General features: G+C 49.1%; 17 protein-coding genes. 10 read left to right on the forward strand and 7 right to left on the reverse strand.

Features of this window, described 5'->3' with window-relative positions:
• The first annotated feature begins 83 nt into the window (after positions 1-83).
• Positions 84-788 carry a YoaK family protein gene (locus tag L975_RS03745; RefSeq protein ID WP_010863287.1) on the forward strand — a complete coding sequence of 235 codons (705 nt, stop codon included), beginning with the start codon at positions 84-86 and terminating at the stop codon, positions 786-788.
• Positions 789-1,171: 383 nt separating this feature from the next.
• A complete protein-coding gene (locus L975_RS03750) occupies positions 1,172-1,771 on the forward strand; it encodes a LysE family translocator (protein ID WP_218185550.1) in 600 nt (199 codons plus the stop codon).
• A 165-nt stretch (positions 1,772-1,936) separates the two neighbouring features.
• Here the strand turns inward: L975_RS03750 and L975_RS03755 are convergent, their stop codons facing one another.
• Complete coding sequence (locus L975_RS03755; protein ID WP_047707259.1) at positions 1,937-2,497, reverse strand: hypothetical protein; 561 nt, start codon at positions 2,495-2,497, stop codon at positions 1,937-1,939.
• Positions 2,498-2,597: 100 nt separating this feature from the next.
• Positions 2,598-2,969 carry a DUF2628 domain-containing protein gene (locus tag L975_RS03760; protein WP_047707260.1) on the reverse strand — a complete coding sequence of 124 codons (372 nt, stop codon included), beginning with the start codon at positions 2,967-2,969 and terminating at the stop codon, positions 2,598-2,600.
• Between the two features lie 345 nt (positions 2,970-3,314).
• On the opposite strand from L975_RS03760, the gene L975_RS03765 reads away from it, so the two are divergent.
• The 3 genes from L975_RS03765 (at position 3,315) to L975_RS03775 (ending at position 7,805) form a co-directional block, all read left to right on the forward strand.
• Positions 3,315-4,910, forward strand: a complete 1,596-nt coding sequence (locus L975_RS03765; protein ID WP_177326616.1) for an LruC domain-containing protein — start codon at positions 3,315-3,317, stop codon at positions 4,908-4,910.
• Between the two features lie 11 nt (positions 4,911-4,921).
• Entirely contained in the window at positions 4,922-5,791 is an 870-nt protein-coding gene (locus tag L975_RS03770; RefSeq protein WP_156121088.1) for a hypothetical protein, read from the forward strand.
• 664 nt (positions 5,792-6,455) lie between these two features.
• Positions 6,456-7,805, forward strand: coding sequence for an APC family permease (locus L975_RS03775; protein ID WP_010863353.1), 1,350 nt, complete (start codon positions 6,456-6,458; stop codon positions 7,803-7,805).
• Between the two features lie 187 nt (positions 7,806-7,992).
• Here the strand turns inward: L975_RS03775 and L975_RS03780 are convergent, their stop codons facing one another.
• Entirely contained in the window at positions 7,993-9,618 is a 1,626-nt protein-coding gene (locus L975_RS03780; RefSeq protein WP_047707266.1) for a methyl-accepting chemotaxis protein, read from the reverse strand.
• 483 nt (positions 9,619-10,101) lie between these two features.
• Here L975_RS03780 and L975_RS03785 point away from each other — a divergent pair, with 483 nt between their 5' ends.
• On the forward strand, positions 10,102-11,661 hold the full coding sequence (locus L975_RS03785; RefSeq protein WP_047707268.1) for a hypothetical protein: 1,560 nt from the start codon (positions 10,102-10,104) through the stop codon (positions 11,659-11,661).
• A gap of 174 nt (positions 11,662-11,835) precedes the next feature.
• Here the strand turns inward: L975_RS03785 and L975_RS03790 are convergent, their stop codons facing one another.
• Positions 11,836-12,873: an alkene reductase gene (locus L975_RS03790; protein WP_010863356.1), complete on the reverse strand. Its 1,038-nt coding sequence runs from the start codon at positions 12,871-12,873 to the stop codon at positions 11,836-11,838.
• A 319-nt stretch (positions 12,874-13,192) separates the two neighbouring features.
• Between L975_RS03790 and L975_RS03795 the strand changes: the two genes are divergently transcribed.
• Positions 13,193-13,801 (forward strand): TetR/AcrR family transcriptional regulator, encoded by a 609-nt coding sequence (locus L975_RS03795; RefSeq protein WP_052181252.1) that lies wholly within the window; start codon positions 13,193-13,195, stop codon positions 13,799-13,801.
• A gap of 115 nt (positions 13,802-13,916) precedes the next feature.
• Positions 13,917-14,600, forward strand: a complete 684-nt coding sequence (gene yjjG / locus L975_RS03800) for a pyrimidine 5'-nucleotidase (RefSeq protein ID WP_047707270.1) — start codon at positions 13,917-13,919, stop codon at positions 14,598-14,600.
• A 68-nt stretch (positions 14,601-14,668) separates the two neighbouring features.
• Here the strand turns inward: yjjG and L975_RS03805 are convergent, their stop codons facing one another.
• On the reverse strand, positions 14,669-15,007 hold the full coding sequence (locus L975_RS03805; protein ID WP_052181253.1) for an antibiotic biosynthesis monooxygenase: 339 nt from the start codon (positions 15,005-15,007) through the stop codon (positions 14,669-14,671).
• Positions 15,008-15,155: 148 nt separating this feature from the next.
• Entirely contained in the window at positions 15,156-16,325 is a 1,170-nt protein-coding gene (locus L975_RS03810; RefSeq protein WP_081995593.1) for an ADP-ribosylglycohydrolase family protein, read from the reverse strand.
• 323 nt (positions 16,326-16,648) lie between these two features.
• Here L975_RS03810 and L975_RS03815 point away from each other — a divergent pair, with 323 nt between their 5' ends.
• Positions 16,649-17,038 (forward strand): nuclear transport factor 2 family protein, encoded by a 390-nt coding sequence (locus L975_RS03815; protein WP_047707272.1) that lies wholly within the window; start codon positions 16,649-16,651, stop codon positions 17,036-17,038.
• Between the two features lie 108 nt (positions 17,039-17,146).
• On the opposite strand, the gene L975_RS03820 is transcribed toward L975_RS03815, so the two are convergent.
• On the reverse strand, positions 17,147-18,358 hold the full coding sequence (locus L975_RS03820; protein ID WP_047707274.1) for an FUSC family protein: 1,212 nt from the start codon (positions 18,356-18,358) through the stop codon (positions 17,147-17,149).
• A 184-nt stretch (positions 18,359-18,542) separates the two neighbouring features.
• On the opposite strand from L975_RS03820, the gene L975_RS03825 reads away from it, so the two are divergent.
• Positions 18,543-19,766, forward strand: a complete 1,224-nt coding sequence (locus L975_RS03825) for a DEAD/DEAH box helicase (RefSeq protein WP_047707275.1) — start codon at positions 18,543-18,545, stop codon at positions 19,764-19,766.
• Positions 19,767-19,870: the final 104 nt, after the last annotated feature.

The raw sequence follows: 19,870 nt of genomic DNA on the forward strand, positions 1-19,870 counted from the left end.
GTGAGTAGTCTATTTGCTCTATTCCATTAGAAAAAATTAGGTTTATAGTAGCGTCTTCTGTTGTTAGCTATCAGGACAAGGTTGTGATTGGCAAGTTACCCCGTGTAGTGTGGTATGGGGGTTTTATCCTTGCAGCATGCGCCGGTTTGACCAACGCGATTGCTGTACTGGGATTCACACACAATGCAATTTCTTATCTGACCGGCATGGTCGCAAAATCATCCATCGAACTGGCTCAGGCAAATCTACAGGCGCTCATTCCGACGATTTCTATCATCACCGCATTTTTTGTTGGTGCGATGTTAAGTGGTTTTGTGGTCAAAAATCAGAGTCTGTGTCAAAGCCGCAGTTATGGCGTTGGGTTGCTGCTGGAAAGTACGCTGCTATTTTTTGCCTACCTCTTTTTTAGCCGAGAATATTTCGTTGGCGAGTTACTGGCGGCGGCGGCTTGTGGTCTGCAAAATGCGATGGTCACCACTTACAGTGGAGCAATTATTCGAACAACCCACCTAACAGGGATCATCTCTGATCTGGGGGCCTCGGTAGGGCATTGGCTCGCAGGTAAGCAGCACAGTAAGAAGAAAATTTTGATTCACAGCATGCTGGTGGGCGGGTTCTTCTGCGGCGGTGTGCTGGGTACCTTTTTGTATACCGCGTTGAAATATACCGCGTTACTGATCCCGGCGGGGATCATCTTCATCACGGGTGCGGCTTATATCACCATGAGTCAGGTAAAAATCTACCGCAAAAATCGCCAGGTGCGTATTGCGGATCAAGTCTCGGGTTGATTTGGATACTGCGAGTTGTACTTTGCGACCTGCGCCTAACCGCAGTGACAGGCTACCTTTGGGTAGCCTGTTTTGTCTGTACGCGCATTCATGCCAATGCGTGGCGAGCCGCTGTGACTCAGCTGATTGCCTCGTTTGCTAAACCGGCGTGAGAGTGGAGTCGTACCGGTTTAAATCCGGCGGAATGATCACGGATAATCATATTTTAATTGCAAACTGTGCATTGGCGCACGAATTGTTTGCAGGGCTTGCAGTGGCCGGAATGTTTATACGTGCGTGGTATGGCATTTAGTTTAGCGCTGGCTTACTGTAACGAGTCGACCTAATTTTTATCGCTTGTCAGGGGAATGATGTTGTCCGCTTATATTGATATGACATCGCTGATGTTATTTATTCCGACCTTCTTTTTTGTCTCTTTTACGCCAGGGATGTGTATGACATTGGCGATGACTCTGGGAATGTCAATCGGGGTACGCAGAACGCTGCCGATGATGTGGGGCGAGCTAATCGGTGTTGCGGTGGTGGCGGTGTCTTCGGTGATTGGCGTCGCTAGCTTGATGCTGAACTATCCAACACTGTTTCAGTTGCTCAAATATGCGGGTGGTGCGTATCTGATTTATCTCGGAGTACGGATGTGGCTCAGCAGTGGCGCTATGCAGTTGACACAAAATGAAGAGAAACCCATGGTGTCGGCGCGCAGCTTAGCGATGCAGGGATTTATGACGGCAATCTCCAATCCTAAAGGCTGGGTATTCATGGTGTCTTTGCTTCCACCGTTTGTGAATCCGGCTAAAACATTGGCGCCGCAACTTAGCGTGCTGATCAGTATTATTCTGTTTACTGAGTTTGCCTGTTTGCTGGCATATGCCGGTGGTGGTCAGAGCCTACGTTATTTTTTGCAAAAAAGCGGTAATGTTCAGTGGTTGAACCGAATCGCAGGCAGTTTGATGATTTTTGTCGGGATTTGGTTGGCTGTTGATTAACAAGAATAGGCCGCTGTGCTAGCAAATTAATACGTGACTCTTGGTTTGTTTTATGTGGTCGTATGTAAAAAAAGGGAGCATTTTTGCTCCCTTTTTTATTGCGCTAACAACGTCAATCCGCCGAGAATTTGATCGTGCAGCACATCGCTAAGACCGTATAGGTGGCTATTTGGCTTGATGCTCTAATGATGAATGGTGCACAACGATTCGCAGTGCGCCATTGTCGTCTTTAACAAACTGCCAGGTTTTGTCGACGGTAGTGACTTGGCCCTGAGCATTGGTGAGATTCACTTTGCCCATCGTCGTGGCACTATCACCGGTGATGAGAATCGCGGCGTTATCAATGGCGCAGTTTTTCCAGTTTTTGAGTGCAAAGCCGGTGTCGTTTGGAAATGCAGGATCATCCCCAACAAAATAGGCTAACGCACCGGCCCGAGTGGTACGAAATGTTTGCGGGTTGACCGTTAACGTAGGCTTAAACAGCACTCCCCCCATTTGATAGCCATAGGCGCTGTCGATCACTTTTCCCGCTAAGGCTTTGGCTGCAGCTAGCCCTTCTTTTTGGTAGGTGTTACTGATATCGACTAAGGCGGCGCACCATGCTTTTTGTGCCGCCAGAACTTCTGGTTCGGTAATCGTGCGATTGATCACCAACGTTTCTTTACCGATAGCGGTTGTTGAACTGAGTGCGATTATCAACAGCGCGATATATTGCGATCTTTTCATGCATCCCTCTTCATTGGTCAGTCAGTAAAATGTGAGCTTAAAACTGCCGTGTCGTTGCCGTATTGGTGGATATGCGCCGAGCCTAAGCAAAACAAAGCGGTCATGCCGCTTCGCTGGTTGCTTTTGAATACAGGGCAACTGCACCGGCGGGATTGGCAGCGGTTAAGGTTTCGACATGTTTAAATCCGCGGGTGAGCAAATGTTTTTCGCGCCAGCGGTTGCCATATACCCCGAACACGACATAAACCAACAGGGAAATGATGTTGGTAATTTCATAGCTATATTCATAACCGACATTCAGGCTTAAAAACGTACCTATCGCCATGACAATCAGGATGGCCCAAATCGCAATGATCCACAGCCGTTTAGCAATGGCCCAGATCACACTGAAAAAGAAGGCCGGCCAAGACCAGCCCTGTTTCACCGCTTCAACTTGGCCCGAGGCATTGCGAAAAATTTTGTATTGTTTCATCTTCGATTCCTGCCAACGTAACTTAACCTATTCAGTCTGGTCGAGTTTTAGGAATGTAGCCAATTGTCACAGTGCGATTGGGCGGCGAGGAGAGAGCGGGAGAGGGAAGATAAAGATAGAGACGAACGTTGTTGATACAACCTGATTTTCGCCCTGAGCCTAAGTATTCGGCACGATAATGTCGAGATATATGATGATTTAGACTTAAGCACCTTTGTGATCCTCATCTACGCTTTACAGTAAGTAATGTAAACGAGGAGTAGTGTGATGCGATCACTCAGTACACTGATCTCTCTGTCAAGTCTGATGCTAGCGGTACCGGCCAGTGCGGTAGACTTTAGCTGGATGACCGGCTCGCCGGATGTGGGTTATAGTCAGAAAGGGAAGCCTGTAGCGGTCGTTAACGAACCCCCTCCAGCGAAAATTCTGGACAATGTCTACTCGATGTTACCGGAAGGGATTCGGGTCAAACCTGAATTTATTGCCAGTGACGATTATACCAAAATTGAGCTAGACCCCGATTTCAAGGGTATTGCTACCGTTAAGCTGCGTTTTTTGCGCGAAGGTGCTGGATATCGAAATAGCTTGGGCTATTTTATTTATGATGTGAACAACCCACCTAAGACTTCTGCAGATATTGAAAATCACGTCATTGTATTTCCCAATGCGTCATTACCGCCCGATGGGGAGATGGTCACCGGTGATACGGTAGCCCTTAAAGGGGTAGAGCTGACCGCTAATCAAGGGATTGGACTCTTTGTTGTGCCAAATGGCTGGGGATGGGGGGGCAGCTATGGCAAAGTCACCAATAGCCCCATCTACCAAGGCCCGTTTTATAACCTGAGCCAACTGAATACTGAAGCCGCTGCGGATTTAAAATTCCATAATGTAGTGCTCTTTAACCAACCGGGGAAAAGTTTAATTATCGGTTTTGAAGATATATTCCGCACCGGTGGCGATCATGATTTCAACGATGTGATTGCTGAAATGGTATTAACGCCTATTGAGGCGGTAAAAGGTATCAGTAATCAGGGCACGGATGAAAATCCTAACTACAGTGTGGATTCAACGCGCTTTAAACAACTGGTGCAGATTGATAATCCAAATATCGAATTTGATAGCTATTATCCAGGGCAGAATCGCTGGGCAACGGTGGCTTTTGAAGATCTGTGGCCGCAACAAGGTGATTATGATTTTAATGACGTCGCCATTTCCTATCAGATGCATGAAGTGTCCAATAACGTTAATGCGTTGAAGCAATTGACGATTGACGCCAAGGTGCAATCACTGGGGGCGGGGTATCATAATGGTTTTGCATGGCGGCTTCCGGGCGTTCAAGCCAGCGAAGTAAAATCCGCGCTGTTAACCAAGAATGGCGAGGTGGTGAACAAACTAGCGCTCGATCCGAGTCACCGAGAGGCTGTATTTGTCTTCAGCTATGATTTAAAAGATGCCGTACCGACACGGTGTGAATATTTCCGCACTAAACCAGATTGCCGTGAGGATATTAATACACAGTATCAGTTGGTGGTGGAGTTTGATAAACCGATAGCCCGCGCGCGTTTAGGCAGCGCACCGTACGATCCTTTCATTTTCGCCACCCCTGGTATTTATCACGGTGAGAATATTGGTTTCCAGCCAGGCCTGAAGTGGCAGGTGCATTTACCGCAATTTGGCGGTACCGAGCTGTTTGATACCACGTTGTATGGACGATTAGATGATAACTCGGCGATCTTCTCCACATCGAAGTTTGTGGATAGTCGCGGTTTCCCATGGGCCATGAATTTCATTGATGGCTGGTCACAAAGTGCCGAGCGTATTGATATTACGCTGAGTTACCCTGCGTTTCCTTCATGGATCCAGTCGAGTGGTCTAAAAGACACTGATTGGTATCACTTTTTGCGAGCGATAGTTGATCGCTTGTATCAAGGGCAGGAATAGTAGAGGAGCCGATGATGAAGCTGATCCCTAAGATTGTTGCACTCATAATGTCATGTGGCGCTATGTTTGCTCTCGCCGCAGAAAGTACGGCGCCCGTTAAGCCAGCGTCGACCGCGCCAAGCAAATCTGCACCCGCCAAGCAGGCGGTAAGCGTTAAATCGGCGTCTACGCCGTCGGTGAAATCTGCGCCGGTCGTCAAACCTGTACCGCCGTCGACAAAACCAGCGGCAGCCACTAAACCGGCGTCTGTCTCGGCAAAGCCTGCGACAACCAGTAAGCCTGCGCCCACGCCGGTCAAACCCGCTGTGGTGGTTAAACCTGCTCCCGTACCGGCAAAGCCCGTGACCGTGGTTAAACCTACGCCAACCAAGCCTGCTCCTGTGACCAAACCGGTGACGGCGAAACCAGTGGTAGTAGTAAAGCCGGTGCCGGAGACTGTTAAACCAGCACCAGCACCAGTCGCGCCGGAGCCTGTTGTGAAACCGGAACCCACGCCGGTAGCGCCAATTCCGGTTCCTGTACCCGTGCCAGTGCCCGTTCCGGTTACGCCAGTAACCAGCTCATCAGACATAGTGGTACCGGATAATTTTACTTTGGCCACTGATAAGCCGCTGACCTTGTATTTCAAAGGCCCTGACGCGGTGCGTGTGAATGTGTATTCAGCCGCAGACAGTACCACCATCGCTCCCATGATCCGGCCAGATTACAGCACCTTGATCGGGACGTTCTCGGCTGATGATCTGCCCAAATCGGTTACCTTTAGCCCTAACTGGAAGATATTGGTACTGGAGTGGCTACCGGATGGTTTAGGCAGTGAAGCTCGTTATTCGCTGATGGATGTTTTGGCGGGACAAAAACGGGCGGAGTATCCTGCGCAATAAGCATTCGGTGAAAAAACAAACCTGTGCGGCATATTTTTTGTCGCACAGGTTTCGAAAAGTAAGATGGGTGATACGGCACGTTTTAACAAATTGGTTTGTTTATAAAAAGATAAAAGTCGGGTGAAGTGATAGATCATGGTGTTCTGTTCAATGCCATCATAAATCACCAGAAATGCATGCTAAAGGCGTATTTTTTTCTTCGCTAACTCAATGAGTTAGATGTTGTTATGTTTTGGTTCAAAAAAACGGCAAATCCAAAATATTCTATTTAATATCAACATGTTGCTATATAAGTGTATCGAAGGGATTGTAACGATATAATAGTTAGTGCAAAATGCGCACGTAAATAACCGACGTTGTAAGGCGTCGGTTATTTTTTTGCTTTTAATTTGTTGACGAGGCCGGAGTTCATCCGGACATGATAATCTGATTTAGTGCGCCAAAACGCCGTACGAGGAACCTGTAATGCAATTATTCGCATTCATGCGCTGCACCAGCAGCGATTATGGGGCCGGAGCAGGACTGAACGTAACCTGCTCCCGTGTTTTCTCCCGTATCCTTTCTTGTTTTTCTGTTTCTGATCTGCAACGAAGTATTCTCTTGTTCACCCAGCTTTTGGCTGTCGTTAGTACCCAAAAAGTTGAGCGGATAGGAGGACACGTCCGTGGCATCTAATACCTGCGCGACTCAAAAACCACAATTAAAAAAGACGCTCTCATTATGGCAAGTTGTCATGATGGGTTTGGCATACCTTACGCCTATGGCCGTGTTTGATACGTTTGGTATCGTGACAGATATTACTGATGGTCATGTACCCTCATCGTATCTGATTGCACTGATTGGTGTGCTATTTACTGCGCTCAGTTACGGAAAACTGGTGCGACGTTTTCCTTCTGCTGGATCGGCATATACCTATGCGCAGAAGGCATTTAACCCCTATATCGGCTTCATGGTGGGCTGGTCATCGTTACTTGACTACCTATTTATGCCGATGATCAATGCCTTGTTGGCAAAGATTTATTTAACTGCGCTGTTCCCGAATGTAGAGCCATGGATCTTTATTTTCGGTTTCGTGAGCCTTATGACGTTCATGAACTTGCGTGGTATTAATGTTGTGGCAAATCTCAACAGCATGATTGTGACGTTACAAATTGCCATTATCGTGGTGTTTATATCGTTGGTAGCGTATGGCGTGTACCAAGGTGAAGGCCTTGGAACGGTTGCCAGTACTAAGCCATTCTTCTCGGAAAATGCACATTTGCTGCCAATGCTGACAGGCGCGACGATCTTATGTTTCTCGTTCCTCGGTTTTGATGGCATCAGTTCGTTGTCGGAAGAGACGCCAAACGCTGAACGTGTGGTGCCGAAGGCCATTTTCCTGACGGCGTTGATTGGCGGGGTGATTTTTATCTCCGTGTCATACTTCTTGCAGCTGTATTTTCCGGACATTTCACGTTTCCACGATCCTGATGCGGTATTGCCGGAAATTGCATTGTATGTAGGCGGCAAGCTGTTCCAGTCAGTGGTGTTGTGTTTGACCACGGTGGCGGTACTGGCTTCTGGCATGGCTTCCCATGCGGGGGTTTCGCGCTTGTTATACGTGATGGGCCGTGATGCGGTGCTGCCGGAAAAAGTGTTTGGTTTCGTACACTCGAAATGGCACACCCCAGCGATTAACGTGTTACTGGTGGGGGCTATAGCGCTGTCAGCCGTATCATTTGACTTGGTGACAGCAACCGCATTGGTTAACTTCGGTGCGTTGGTGGCCTTTACGTTCGTTAACTTGGCCGTTGTAGCGCAGTTTTACATTCGTGAAAAGCGCAACAAAACCATGAAAGAGACTGTTCAGTATTTGATCCTGCCACTGCTCGGTGCGATGACCGTAGGGGTGTTGTGGATGAATCTGGAAGAAAGCTCATTGGTGCTGGGTCTGACATGGGCGCTGGTGGGCGTCGTGTATATGGCCGTGTTGACGCGCCGTTTCCGTCAGCCACTGCCGCAAATGGGTAACTAATCCCACACTGAACTTATGCTCAGCGTGCTTGGCATAAGCGTGATATCTGAGTTAGAACGTAAGCTTAAAAAGGCCGCATTTGCGGCCTTTTTTGTTGGTTTACCTTGAATAGTTAAGACATAGAGCTTTTTTACTTGATACTTGTATATTGAGTCGCTTGCATAAAAGGCAGCTCTACACATTACACTTAAACAGTAAAACGTTTAAATGTTAGTTCTAGTTCTTTAGCTAGTGATTCAAGATGTTGGCTGGCGGTTGTCAGTAATGCAGCCTCTTGTTCTGTACTGGCAGCTGATTGCGTTATCTGTGAGAAGTTATTATTAATCTCTGCCGCCACACTGGCTTGTTGTTCTGCTGCGGTTGCTATATAGGTGTTCATTTCATCTATTTTTGATACGGCTTGATTAATCTCACGCAGCGATAACTCGGCTGCTTTTGCTTGCTCGACACTTAATTGGGCTTGTTTACTTCCTGTATTCATCACATCGACCGCTACCAATGAGTTTTTCTGCATGCTTTCGATGATCGTTTTGATTTCTTGTGTTGAGTCTTGGGTGCGCTGCGCCAAATTGCGGACTTCATCGGCAACTACTGCAAACCCTCTCCCATGCTCACCAGCCCTTGCTGCTTCTATTGCGGCATTCAATGCCAATAAATTAGTTTGTTCAGCGATATTTTGGATAATTTCCATGACAAAGCTAATGCGATTACTGTCTTGAGAAAGACTGTTTATCACTTGTGTGGCTTCAGAAACTTGAAGAGCTAATGCATTCATGTTGTTTTGTGTTTTAAGAACTTCATCCTGCCCTTTCCTAACATCGTTAATCGCCATATTGGCAAGCATTGCGGCTTCGGTGGTGTGTCGAGCAACCTCTGCTACCGTAGTGGACATTTGATAAACCGAGTGTGCACCTTGTTCCGTTGCTTTTTTTTGCTTAGCGGCTAGATGTTGATTGTTTTTTGCTCCAGCCAATAACTCTTCAGAGGATGTGAGTACAGCATTGGCGGTAAGTATTGATCTGTGTGTTATGTCACCCCAGTTTTCAACAAGATTATTTAATGCGGCGAGTAAGTTGTTTTTCCCATTAGACTGCACCTGCGTGGTTAAATCACCTGAGGCAATGGACGTAATAACGGCATAAGCATATTCAGGTTCTCCACCGAGTAATGAGTTTAAGTTTTTTACCACATGCCTTGCTACGATAAAGCTAATCAGTAATGAGAAGAACGTTACAAATAGCATTACATTTTTAAAACCATGAGTTTCTGCTAATGAGTTTGTTACTTCGTAATGAATGAGATCTTCTTTCAAGTCAATGAGTTGATTGATTCTTTTTAACCATTCAATGTATGTTTGAGCTGTGTCAGAGGATAGGTACGGTATAGCGCTGTGCATCTCTCGATTATCGACTAATGTGATGAGATGGGCAGTTTGTTGGCTAGCTATTTTGCTTGTTTCTTTAATTTGTTGCAGATAATAGACTTCATTGTCGCTATGTCTGTATTGCGCATATTTTACATCAAGTGCTTGATCGGCTTTCTGATAGATCAATGCAAGCGCATTGATCTTTTCTATTATCGAAGCTTGCTCTTTAGGGGTACTGGATAGCACCAAATCTCTGATGAGAATGGCTCGGTCATGTACCGAGCCACGTAAATCGACCGCCCGTTTTTGTTCTATCGAGGTGTTTTCCGATAGTTGAACTAAATTTTTATCGGCAATGCTGATCTTGAAAAAACCAAATAAGGTAACTCCTACCATGACTAACGAGAGGATTGCGAAACCGCAGTAAACTTTTTTGATAACCTTCATACTACCATTCTTATTTTATTGTTTTTAATGTAAAAGCCATAAAACCTCATCAACTATACATTTTGTAATATCAAAGCATAATAAATAATACCTATCATAGTAATAGGGAAATCAGATGAGTGTGTTTGTCGTGCTCTTCGCCTCTCATGCTGCATGGTTGAGCGTGAACAGCTGTTAATATGGTGGGTCAGTATGAGGGGGGAGTTATTTTCAGTCAGCGCTTGCTGGTAATGGTAATTCCTGTGATTTATTTTATAACGAAGAATTAAAGAAAGTATTCATTTTTATTATGTTGAGAAGGTCTTCACACCTTGTCAGCATGGAAATCTGATGATGCTATTTATTCACGTGATTTTTTCGCAATTTTCTTGGCTGATGGCGTGATGTATATCTGCAAATCGCAAAATTGTTCACTTGCTGGCTGTGGCTTCTCAGTTAGAATACGCGTGTATTTATATTACTAATTAATAAATGGATTTTCATATGCTGCATTTTTCGCGTAAGCCATTCGCCATGGCGTTGCTGCTGAGTCTCAATTCGGTGGCATGGGCGGCGTCAGAAACCCCTGACACTACCGCTGTGGTGAAACCGGTGGACGCTGTACTGCAAGACCGGCAAGTCGAACTGCTATCGTACGATGGAGCAGTGCAACTGCTTAATACGCCGGGAAATAATGCGCCACAGTCTTCAGGAGTGGTTACCTTAGCCAATACGCTACGTACATTGTTGCCGCTGCATGAGCAGTGGGTATTGCGCGGCGCGGAACAGTTGGCGATTCGCGCGCAAGGCAAAGAGAGCAAACTGGGATTGCCGGCGGGTAGCTACTATGTACCCAGTACGGCACGTTTGTCCGATGATGGTACGGTATTGGCGTTAGCCGCGGGGCATAACGGCCAATTACACGCAATGCGTTGGCAAACCACGAAGGGTTTACAGCCGTTAATTCCTGCAGGAAAGGCTCATATCTCTGGGGTTTCGGATATGAGCAATGATGGCCGGACGATCATCGGTTGGTATCAGGGTTCACCCAGTGATCTGACCCGTGGTTTTATGTGGACAGAAGTCGGCGGCTTTACGCCATTGCCGGCGACGCTCAATGAACCGGTGTTTACCAGCGGCGATGGTAACGTGGTTCTCGGTGAGCATTACCGTGCGACGTTGAAATCGTTGCAGCAAAATCAGCAGGCGCAGGCATTCATGAACAGTATGCCGTTTGATGGCCAAGACGAGTTCGGCTATTACGAAGTGGTCGCGGTTAGCCATGATGGCCAACGGATTGCCGGTTATGTCGCGCATACCGCCGAGCCGGTCTGGCAGCCGTTTTTGTGGATAGCCGATAATGGTTTTGCTGACTTGGACAGTGCCGGGTTGTTGGAAAAACCACAAAATGGCGCTGAGCCCGATTTTGCGGCGTTCCGCCAGCGTATTATTAAGGCGGCAGGCATGTCGGCCAGCGAGGCTTTTACGCCGTTGAGCACGCAAGCGGTCTTATGGCAAGTTGGCAAAGGCGTTGAGTTGCTGGATGGGATGGAGTCTTCTGCGGGGTTATCGCGAGACGGTAAACAAGCTTTCGCTTATAGCGCGCTGAAGCCCGGGCAATCATTTGAGATGCCGCAATTGTGGCGCTTTAATGCCAAGGGGCGCAAAAATCTGCATGATGTGATTGCTGAGCCGGATGTCTATTTGCCAATTTATGGCATGTCTGAGGATGGCAGCCGTATTTGGTTATCGGTGAATGGGGATACCGAATCACGGACCGTATTGCTGGTGGATGCTGCATTGCATGAAATGCCGAGCGAGCCAGAAGAGCTCGTATTAGGGGGAACCAGTCGCGATGCTGCTACCAGTGCGCTCTTTGTGCAAGATGTGGAACAAGGCTATCCAGTCATGATTTTGCGTGATAACCAGCTCTCTGCGGCAGGCAACCAATGTCGGGCCGGTGATGCCGCTTTGTTGACCGAATACCTGAAAATTTCCGCAAATGGCAAAGTGATTGCGGTGAATAAGGAAAATGCCACCTGCTTGCAAACGCTACAACCTTGATGCGAGCTGGGCGTTAAACCTGTTGGGTACGGTATACCGTTCGTGTTGCCCACATTGTCACGCACGTTAAGTGAACTTAAATCGGCAGGCCGGGGAATAACCGGTCTGCCGATTTTCATTGCTGGGTATACGTGCGTTGAGCCTTAGTCATACCGACTCACGCTGAAGCCGCACTCAGTATAAGGTGGCCAGCATGCTATCTTGGAAGTCGGCCAGTGGCGCTTGGCTACGCAGACGATCAATGTAGTCAGGGTTTGCCAGCACCGGGCGACCGATTGCTGCCAGATCAAAACGGCCTCTATCCACGGCGCGCTCGGCTGCTTCAGGGGTTAGGTTGCCGACGGCAATCAGGGTGCCGTGATAGCGGGCACGCAGATAATCGCTAACACGCCCACCCAGATAATCGATTTCTGCGGTGTCATCGTTGATGGCAGCGTGCAAGTAGGCCAGTGGACGCTGATCCAACTCGTGTAACAAGTGATCGAACACCGCGCGATCGCGAGCATCCGGTTTAATCAGTACGAACGCAGCAGGTGCCAATCGCAGCCCGACCCGTTCACCGCCGATCCGTGCACTGACCGCATCGATAATTTCCAACACAAAGCGGCTCATGTTCTCAGGTGTTTGGCCGTATGCATCGTCACGGTGGTTGGTGTCATAGTGCAGGAATTGATCAATCAGATAGCCATTGGCACCGTGAATTTCAACGCCATCAAAACCGGCGGCGATGGCATTTTCGGCTGCCACAGCAAAATCTTCGACCAACTGTACAATGTCATCGGCGGTTAAGGCGCGTGGAACCGGATAGGTCAGCTCACGCATCCGTGGCAGCGTGCCTTCTAATGCTATCGCGGAAGGGGCGACCGGGGTTTGACCGTGGAAATAGCTGTGCGATACGCGTCCGACATGGAGCAATTGCGCCATGATTTTACCGTTGCGCGCATGTACGGCATCGGTCACGGCATGCCAAGCTGAGATCTGTTCGTCAGTAAAAATCCCCGGCATATTAGGGTAGCCTTGCGCATCAGGGCGGATCAGCACTGCTTCCGAAATGATTAACCCCATGTCTGCGCGGCGGGCGTAGTAAGCCGCCATTTCAGGAGTGGCCAGTAAACCTTCAGCGGCCATACAACGGGTCATTGGCGCCATCACAAAACGGTTGGCCAGAGTCAGGCTGGCGTTCAGTGTGTAGGGTTCTAGCAGCATATTCATTGTCTATCACTCGCAATTCTTCATCCATTCAGGATGGGTTACCTTTCTTGAACGTATATTCAAGATCTTTTTTTGATATCGCGCAAGTGATTTTTGAATGATTGTTCAAGATAGGTTGGTTTGGCTATGCGGCTGGAGTAAACTAAGGCTCTTGAATGGTTGATGCAGAGCTACATCGTCTGGGTTAAGGCGCAGGCGGTGAGCGCGAGAACCGCCTGCAGGCGTAACTGGCTAAATCACCATCACATTTTGCTTCAATGTTGACTCAAAACTGAAAGCGAAACCCCATACCGATAAGTGAATGGAAGGATAGGGATCAATGCGCAGTGCTGAATTTGATCGCGATGCCGTGTTAGTTCAGGCGATGGAAACTTTTCGCGCCCATGGTTACAGCAAAACCACGATGCAGCAGCTGGTGGCTGCCACCGGCCTGCACCCGGGCAGTATTTATGCCGCGTTTGGGAATAAGCGCGGTCTGTTTTTGGCTGCGATTGAACATTATGTGGCTGAACGTAGCCGTTTTCGCCAGCAGATGCTGACGGCGGATCCTTCGCCGCTTGCGGCGCTGCATCATTATTTAAATTTGGTGGCCGGTGAGATGGTGCAGGGTGTGTGTCTGGTGACTCGCAGCTTATTGGAGCTCGGCGAAGATGCGGATTTGCGCGCTCAGCTAGCGCTGATTTATCACCATATGGAGCACGATTTTCGTGCATTGCTGCTACGCGCGCAAAAGTTAGGTGAAGTGCCGCTCGAGCGAGATATCGAGGTATTAACCTTGTATTTGATGACTGGCATTCAAGGCTTGGTGACGGTCGCCAAATGTCATCCTGAGCGCGAAACGCTACATGCCGTAGTGGCGCAGCTGATGGGTGGATTGCAGGCTATGCCGTATGTTAGTGCGCAGGTAGTGTTAGACGCATCACAGTAAGTTAGGCAACCGGTTGCTAATCACATGTTTTGCTGTGAGGCACGGTTTGAATTTCCGTGTGGGTTGACATATCCTCACGGCTTTAGCGAAGAGCGCGGCGAAGTAGGAAAAGATCATGGTTGCTGAGTATGAATGGGTGTTGTTTGATGCTGATGAAACCTTGTTTCATTTTGATTCATTCAGCGGACTGAAACAGATGTTCGCCGGTTTCGGTGTTGATTTTTCCCGTGAAGATTATGCCGAGTATGAGTTACGCAATAAGCCGCTGTGGGTGGAATACCAAAACGGTACGATCACGTCGATGGATTTACAAACGCGCCGTTTCTCACAATGGGCTGAGCGGTTAGACGTGACTCCGCAGACGCTGAATGATGCTTTCCAGCAAGCGATGGCAACAATCTGCACGCCGCTAGAGGGGGCGGTTCAGCTGCTGGATACCCTAAAAGGGCGCGTTAATTTAGGCATCATTACTAACGGCTTTACCGAGTTACAGCAGGTACGCCTGCAAAATACCGGTTTGCAGGATCACTTTGATATTTTGGTGGTGTCGGAAGAGGTGGGCGTAGCGAAACCTGACCGTAAAATTTTTGACCATGCTTTGCGACTGATGGGTGATCCGCTACGCGACAAAGTTCTGATGGTGGGTGATAACCCTGACTCGGATATTCTTGGCGGTCTGAATGCGGGCCTGCATACTTGCTGGTTGAACCGCACCGAGCAAGCGCAACCGACGCATATCACGCCAAATTACCAAGTTCGCAGCTTACATGAATTGCATGACATTGTGTTCAAAGCGTAAATAGTCGTGTAATCAAGACAAAAGGCGCCTACATGGCGCCTTTTTGCATGCGATCTCATACATACCGATTAGCGCGGTTTGATATGCGCCAGAGGATGTGGCAATACGCCATCATTGTAAGCGGCTTCCAACTTGGAAATGGTGACCTGATAGCCATTTAACCAGCGAGCTTGCTTGGATTTCGCTTCACCGTGCAGCTTGTTGTGAATGACATCTTCCATGCCTTGTTTACCCTGCCAGTAATACAGGTTAATCAGCTGTCCGGTTTGTGGATTTTCATAGCTCTCGTCGCCAAGATAACCTTCGCTTTGCTTGGCATAGTCGGCGATTTTATCGTCTAGCGCGTAAAACTCGTCGTCATACTCTTTTTTCTGAAAAATAAAAGTCGCGATGTAAATGTCTTGCATAGCCAATGCTCGTGTTAAGGCTCGTGTTAAGAGGCAACCAATCCGAGTGGAGCGTTATACCGAACCCTACCGTTTTTCTCTGCAAGTAAGCGTGAAAAAATGTGTCGGTATAGGGAGTTTCTTTTTTTATGGCGAGCCGCTTATACAGCTAGTAGCCAGGGTATTTCTGCCACAAATAATCACATTGGGTTTGCTCTTGCGCAGATGAATACGTATCAGTTAATGGCCAAGTCGGAAAGTGGTACAAATCCTCGGCCAGCTCGGCTATCACATCATGCAACTCAAGCGGTTCTAACCACGCCGAAGGCAGTGCTTGCGCGCCATACAGCGTGCCCAGTAAATTGCCGGTCATGGCGGCGGTGGAGTTAGAGTCACCGTCATGATTAGCCGCGTGGATTATCCCTTGCGTGAAACTCTCGGCGGTCAGAGCGCAATACACGGCGATCGCCAGCGCTTCTTCGGCCACCCAGCCTTCGCCTAATTGTGCGATGGCCTCCGCTGCAGCGAGCGGTTGTGCCGTCAGCTGCTGGGCGCGCAGCAAGGCATGCAACGTTTCTTCATGTCCGGCGTGTTGGCAAAGGTGCGTCATGGCCACGGTTAATGCTTCTGACAGCGTTGCGCCATTGGCTAATTGCTCGATTAATAACGCAAATACGCCAGCGGATAAGATGCCTGTGGGATGCCCGTGGGTCAGTGCTGCCAGTTGGCTGCCAAGCTCAAATGTCTGGGCTGGATGCTGTGCTTGATGTAAGCGCTGCATATACAAACCGACAGGCGCGACGCGCATGACGCCTCCACATCCTTTGCTGTTATTTTGTGCCGGTTGTCCAAAACCGGTCATCAGGCGTAGCGCTGAAATGCAGGTATGTCCTGGGGCGCGCTGTGCATGCAGGTCATGGTGAGTGACCAGCCAACCGGAATACTCCGTGCCCAGATCGCTTTGACAATACGGGCGCTCACCTTGTGTTTGCAACCAGCGCAGATAGGCGTGCGCGGTAATGGCCGGCAGATCAGCGCTGATACCGCGCAGACAACTGCGCACCCAACCACGCAGTAATCCCTCGCCGGTAAACAAAGTCATTTGCGTATCGTCAGTTATGCGCCCTAAGCCGCCGAATGCTGGGGCGTAGGTGGTGATCCCTTCTGGGCCAAATTGCGACAAGATAGCGCTGCGTTTCATAAACTCGACCGGCGCACCCAACGCATCGCCGATCGCGCCGCCAAGTAAGCATCCCAAAAATTTCAGGTGAGTATGCTCAGCGCTGGTGCTGTGTGTCGGCGAGTGAGTGGTTAACGCGGCAGAGTAATGCTTATCCATAAGATATCCGTGCTAGTGACCGTAGATAAAATGCGCGGTCAGGTGGTAATTCATTGATCGTCAATAAGGTACGAATACAGCTTATCTCCCTTTAACAGGCAGGGATATACAGGATAAAAATACATGTCGCGTTTTCATGCAGATGAGTCTGCGGCTCTTGCGCCAATAAACAGAGAGAATGGCTATGTGCGCTGGCGCTATTTTCGGAGCGCTTTTTTGGGAGCGACAAAACAAAGCGGAATCCTGCTTGAGCAAGGCCGTGAGTGCTGTGCCACAATCAGCGAGAAATACTAGGCGCGATTAAGGACAGGGAAGGAAAGATAATGCTGGATGCAACGCAGAAAGTGGCGTTAGTCACGCAGTTTTGGGATGCGTTTGACCACGGACAATTTCACTTAGCCGGAACGCTATTAACCGACGATGTGAGTGTGATTTGGCCTACTAGCCGCGAATTGTTTGCCGGTCGCGCGCCTTTTATCCACGTGAATGAGCAATTCCCCGGACAGTGGCGCTTCTTGCCGCATACTATCAATGCATTGGATAACGGGCAGGTTTTGAGCATTACGCATGTGATTAGCCCAGATTGTGATGACCATTTTTTTGCCACTTCGTTGTTTGCGTTTCGCGCCAATCAGATTTGTGCCATTACCACTTACTGGGCATTTGCCGATGAGCAGCCGGCGTGGCGACAAGGACTAAGCGACGTTTATTGAATAGACGGTTATTGAATAACAGTGAATCGCGCTGTTTTTGAATTTTGAACCGAGATAGGTTTTGAGTGCGGGGAAATGACGGCGCTTTGCACGCCGTCAGCTGAGGTGTTACGCCTCTGTGGGGTGCTGCGGTTTGCTGCCGTAGCGGTAAAACAGACTGGCCAGAATAAACAGCGCAGGGACAAAAATCAGGAAGCCCATAAAGACACCGGCGAAGCGGTATACCCCGTAACTGTCATTCACTAATTGGGTGGTGTCATGCACGCACACCATCAGCAAACCTACGGTAAATTGGGTACCGACATACGAGGCCGTTTTGCTGCTGTCTTGAATGATGCGGCCAAAGGCAGTTCCCAGTAAGGTCAAGAATACCAACAGGGCATACGAGTCGGCGGCCACGCTGATCAGGTTACAGATAATGCCGGCAACCCCACCTAAAAAGCAGCCGGTTGCTCGGTAAATCAGCTTGCGTGCTGTAGAGATCGGCAAATCATCGGCTTGTACCGAGCGTGGCTGGTTGGATACCGCCAAAATACTCACCGCCGCTTGAATAAACAGCGAGTTGTGATGTATCAGAGTCGATAGCGGCATCAGTGTAATAGTGACGCCAGCCAGTAGGGCAAACAAAAAGTGCAAATGGCAAAACGGCCAGCTCACCACTTTAGTTGGCGCGCTGACAGAGGTAATCACGGCGGTGTTTTTGGGCGCCGAAGTTGTGGATTCGGAATGCGGCTTCGTGTTAGTTGCAGTTGGAGCCGGATCCGGCCAAATACGTTGGATCAGCATGCCCACCGCAATGGTAGAGAGTGAGCCAATCATCACATCACCAGTACGCATCATGCCAATATGGAAAATGTCCGTATCTGGATAAACATAGGCATAGCTGACAATCAGGGTAAAGGTCAGCCCAAAAAACAAAATCGCGTAATTGTACTCATCAGACGCCACATTGGTGTAATAGGCCGTTGCGGTATTGACCAGCAAAATGGCAGCACATAACAGAGCCAAGCTCAACTCGGTGCGGCACAACAGTAAAAAGCCAATTGCGCACAGCGCACCGAGTAAGGTACCGGCGATTCGCAGCAGCCCGCGGTGCCAGGTTTGCTTAAAGACTGGCCGCATGATCACATAGGCACTGAAGGCCGCCCACGTGGAATATTCCATGCGCAGAAGATGGCAGATCAAGATAGCCAATCCGACCGACAAGACCGCCGATAATACGTTGCTGTAGGAAAAGTCGAGGGCTTTTATTTTTTCACAGGAGATGAGCAGTTCACGCCGGATAACGGCGAACTCCTCACGAAAGGAGATAAAATTCATGCTGAATATCGGCAAACAAACAGATCGGAAAGTATCATAATCTGTTAGCGTAATAGCAAATAAACAGATGCTAATAAATGTATCTGCAAATGAATACTGGCCGAGTGCGCTGTGTCTAGCGGTGGCATCGCAGCGTGCAGACAGGTACAATCGCGCGCTGTTTTACTGACCGAGAAGTGTGCGCATGTCTTTTTCCTCCCTGAATCTGGTGGCTCCTTTATTGCAGACGCTGACGCAATTAGGCTATCACCAACCAACGCCTATCCAGCAGCAGGCGATCCCGCTGATTTTACAAGGGCAAGATATTCTCGCGAGCGCACAAACCGGTACCGGTAAAACGGCGGCCTTTGCGCTACCGATTATTCAGCAATTACTGGAACAACCGGCGGCTAAGGCGCCGCGTGCGCTGATTTTGGTGCCAACCCGTGAGCTGGCGCGTCAAGTGCAAGATAATATGGAAGCCTTTACCCAACATACCGCGCTTCGCTGTGTGGTGGTGTATGGCGGCGCATGTTTGGCCACGCAATCGCGTGAGCTGAAAACCGGCGCGGATATACTGATTGCAACGCCAGGACGTTTGCTGGATTACCTACGACAGGGTGTGGTGCATTTGCGTGATGTGCGCTTTTTGGTGTTTGATGAAGCCGATCGGATGCTCGATATGGGCTTTCGGGATGAAATCCGTGATGTGGTTCGTCAGGTTTCTACTGAGCGTCAGACACTGCTGTTTTCCGCCACACTGAGTGATGATATTCATCGCATGGCCGGTAAGATGCTGCGCTCACCACAGCGCATTGATATCAGCAATAACAGCACGCCAATCGAGCGTATTGAGCAGCGCGTGTATGTGGTAGATCAAGAGCGTAAGTTGGGATTACTGGCGCATTTGCTACAAACCGAGAGCTGGCCGCAAGTGCTGGTATTTAGCCGGACACGTGAAGGCTGTGACAAAGTGGCCACTTGGTTACAACAGCAGTCTATTGCGGCGCGGCCAATGCATGCGGATTTATCACAAGCGGTGCGCGACAAGGCGCTGGCCGATTTTGCAGCCGGTGAGGTTCGCGTGCTGGTGGCGACCGATGTGGCGGCGCGCGGTTTAGATATTGCGCAGTTAGCGTGTGTGATCAACTTGGAGTTGCCGTTTAGCGCGCAAGATTATGTGCACCGGATTGGCCGTACCGGTCGTGCAGGGCATAGCGGATTAGCGATCAGCTTATACAATGATGCCGATCAGCGCTTGTTGACTGCGATCGAAGACTTGCTCGACACACGTTTGCCACAGCAGTGGTATCCGGGGTTTGAACCCGATTTAACCCGCGAAGTTGCGCCGGCGCGGCGCCGAGGCTCGGATAAACAGCGCGCGCGTCAGTTAGCGCTGGGCAAAGCGGGCGGACGTAAAAAGCGCTGATCTTCTGTGGCCCATCGCATCATGCGTTGGGCCTGTGTTATCCCTTCATCCCGATCTCTCGCTCTCTACCGGCAGAACTCCCACACCGATTTATTCTCTAAATT

Origin of the sequence: Plesiomonas sp. ZOR0011 (assembly GCF_000800945.1) — a bacterium.
GTDB lineage: Bacteria > Pseudomonadota > Gammaproteobacteria > Enterobacterales > CAMTGL01 > Plesiomonas > Plesiomonas shigelloides.

Excerpts from the sequence above, each read along its gene's own strand:
- L975_RS03765 (WP_177326616.1), top strand. The coding sequence starts at position 3,315 with ATGACCGGCTCGCCGGATGTGGGTTATAGTCAGAAAGGGAAGCCTGTA.
- L975_RS03805 (WP_052181253.1), bottom strand. The coding sequence starts at position 15,007 with ATGCAAGACATTTACATCGCGACTTTTATTTTTCAGAAAAAAGAGTAT.
- L975_RS03820 (WP_047707274.1), bottom strand. The coding sequence starts at position 18,358 with ATGAATTTTATCTCCTTTCGTGAGGAGTTCGCCGTTATCCGGCGTGAA.
- L975_RS03750 (WP_218185550.1), top strand. The coding sequence starts at position 1,172 with ATGTTATTTATTCCGACCTTCTTTTTTGTCTCTTTTACGCCAGGGATG.
- yjjG (WP_047707270.1), top strand. The coding sequence starts at position 13,917 with ATGGTTGCTGAGTATGAATGGGTGTTGTTTGATGCTGATGAAACCTTG.
- L975_RS03825 (WP_047707275.1), top strand. The coding sequence starts at position 18,543 with ATGTCTTTTTCCTCCCTGAATCTGGTGGCTCCTTTATTGCAGACGCTG.
- L975_RS03785 (WP_047707268.1), top strand. The coding sequence starts at position 10,102 with ATGCTGCATTTTTCGCGTAAGCCATTCGCCATGGCGTTGCTGCTGAGT.
- L975_RS03790 (WP_010863356.1), bottom strand. The coding sequence starts at position 12,873 with ATGAATATGCTGCTAGAACCCTACACACTGAACGCCAGCCTGACTCTG.
- L975_RS03770 (WP_156121088.1), top strand. The coding sequence starts at position 4,922 with ATGATGAAGCTGATCCCTAAGATTGTTGCACTCATAATGTCATGTGGC.
- L975_RS03780 (WP_047707266.1), bottom strand. The coding sequence starts at position 9,618 with ATGAAGGTTATCAAAAAAGTTTACTGCGGTTTCGCAATCCTCTCGTTA.
- L975_RS03795 (WP_052181252.1), top strand. The coding sequence starts at position 13,193 with ATGCGCAGTGCTGAATTTGATCGCGATGCCGTGTTAGTTCAGGCGATG.
- L975_RS03760 (WP_047707260.1), bottom strand. The coding sequence starts at position 2,969 with ATGAAACAATACAAAATTTTTCGCAATGCCTCGGGCCAAGTTGAAGCG.
- L975_RS03810 (WP_081995593.1), bottom strand. The coding sequence starts at position 16,325 with ATGGATAAGCATTACTCTGCCGCGTTAACCACTCACTCGCCGACACAC.
- L975_RS03815 (WP_047707272.1), top strand. The coding sequence starts at position 16,649 with ATGCTGGATGCAACGCAGAAAGTGGCGTTAGTCACGCAGTTTTGGGAT.
- L975_RS03755 (WP_047707259.1), bottom strand. The coding sequence starts at position 2,497 with ATGAAAAGATCGCAATATATCGCGCTGTTGATAATCGCACTCAGTTCA.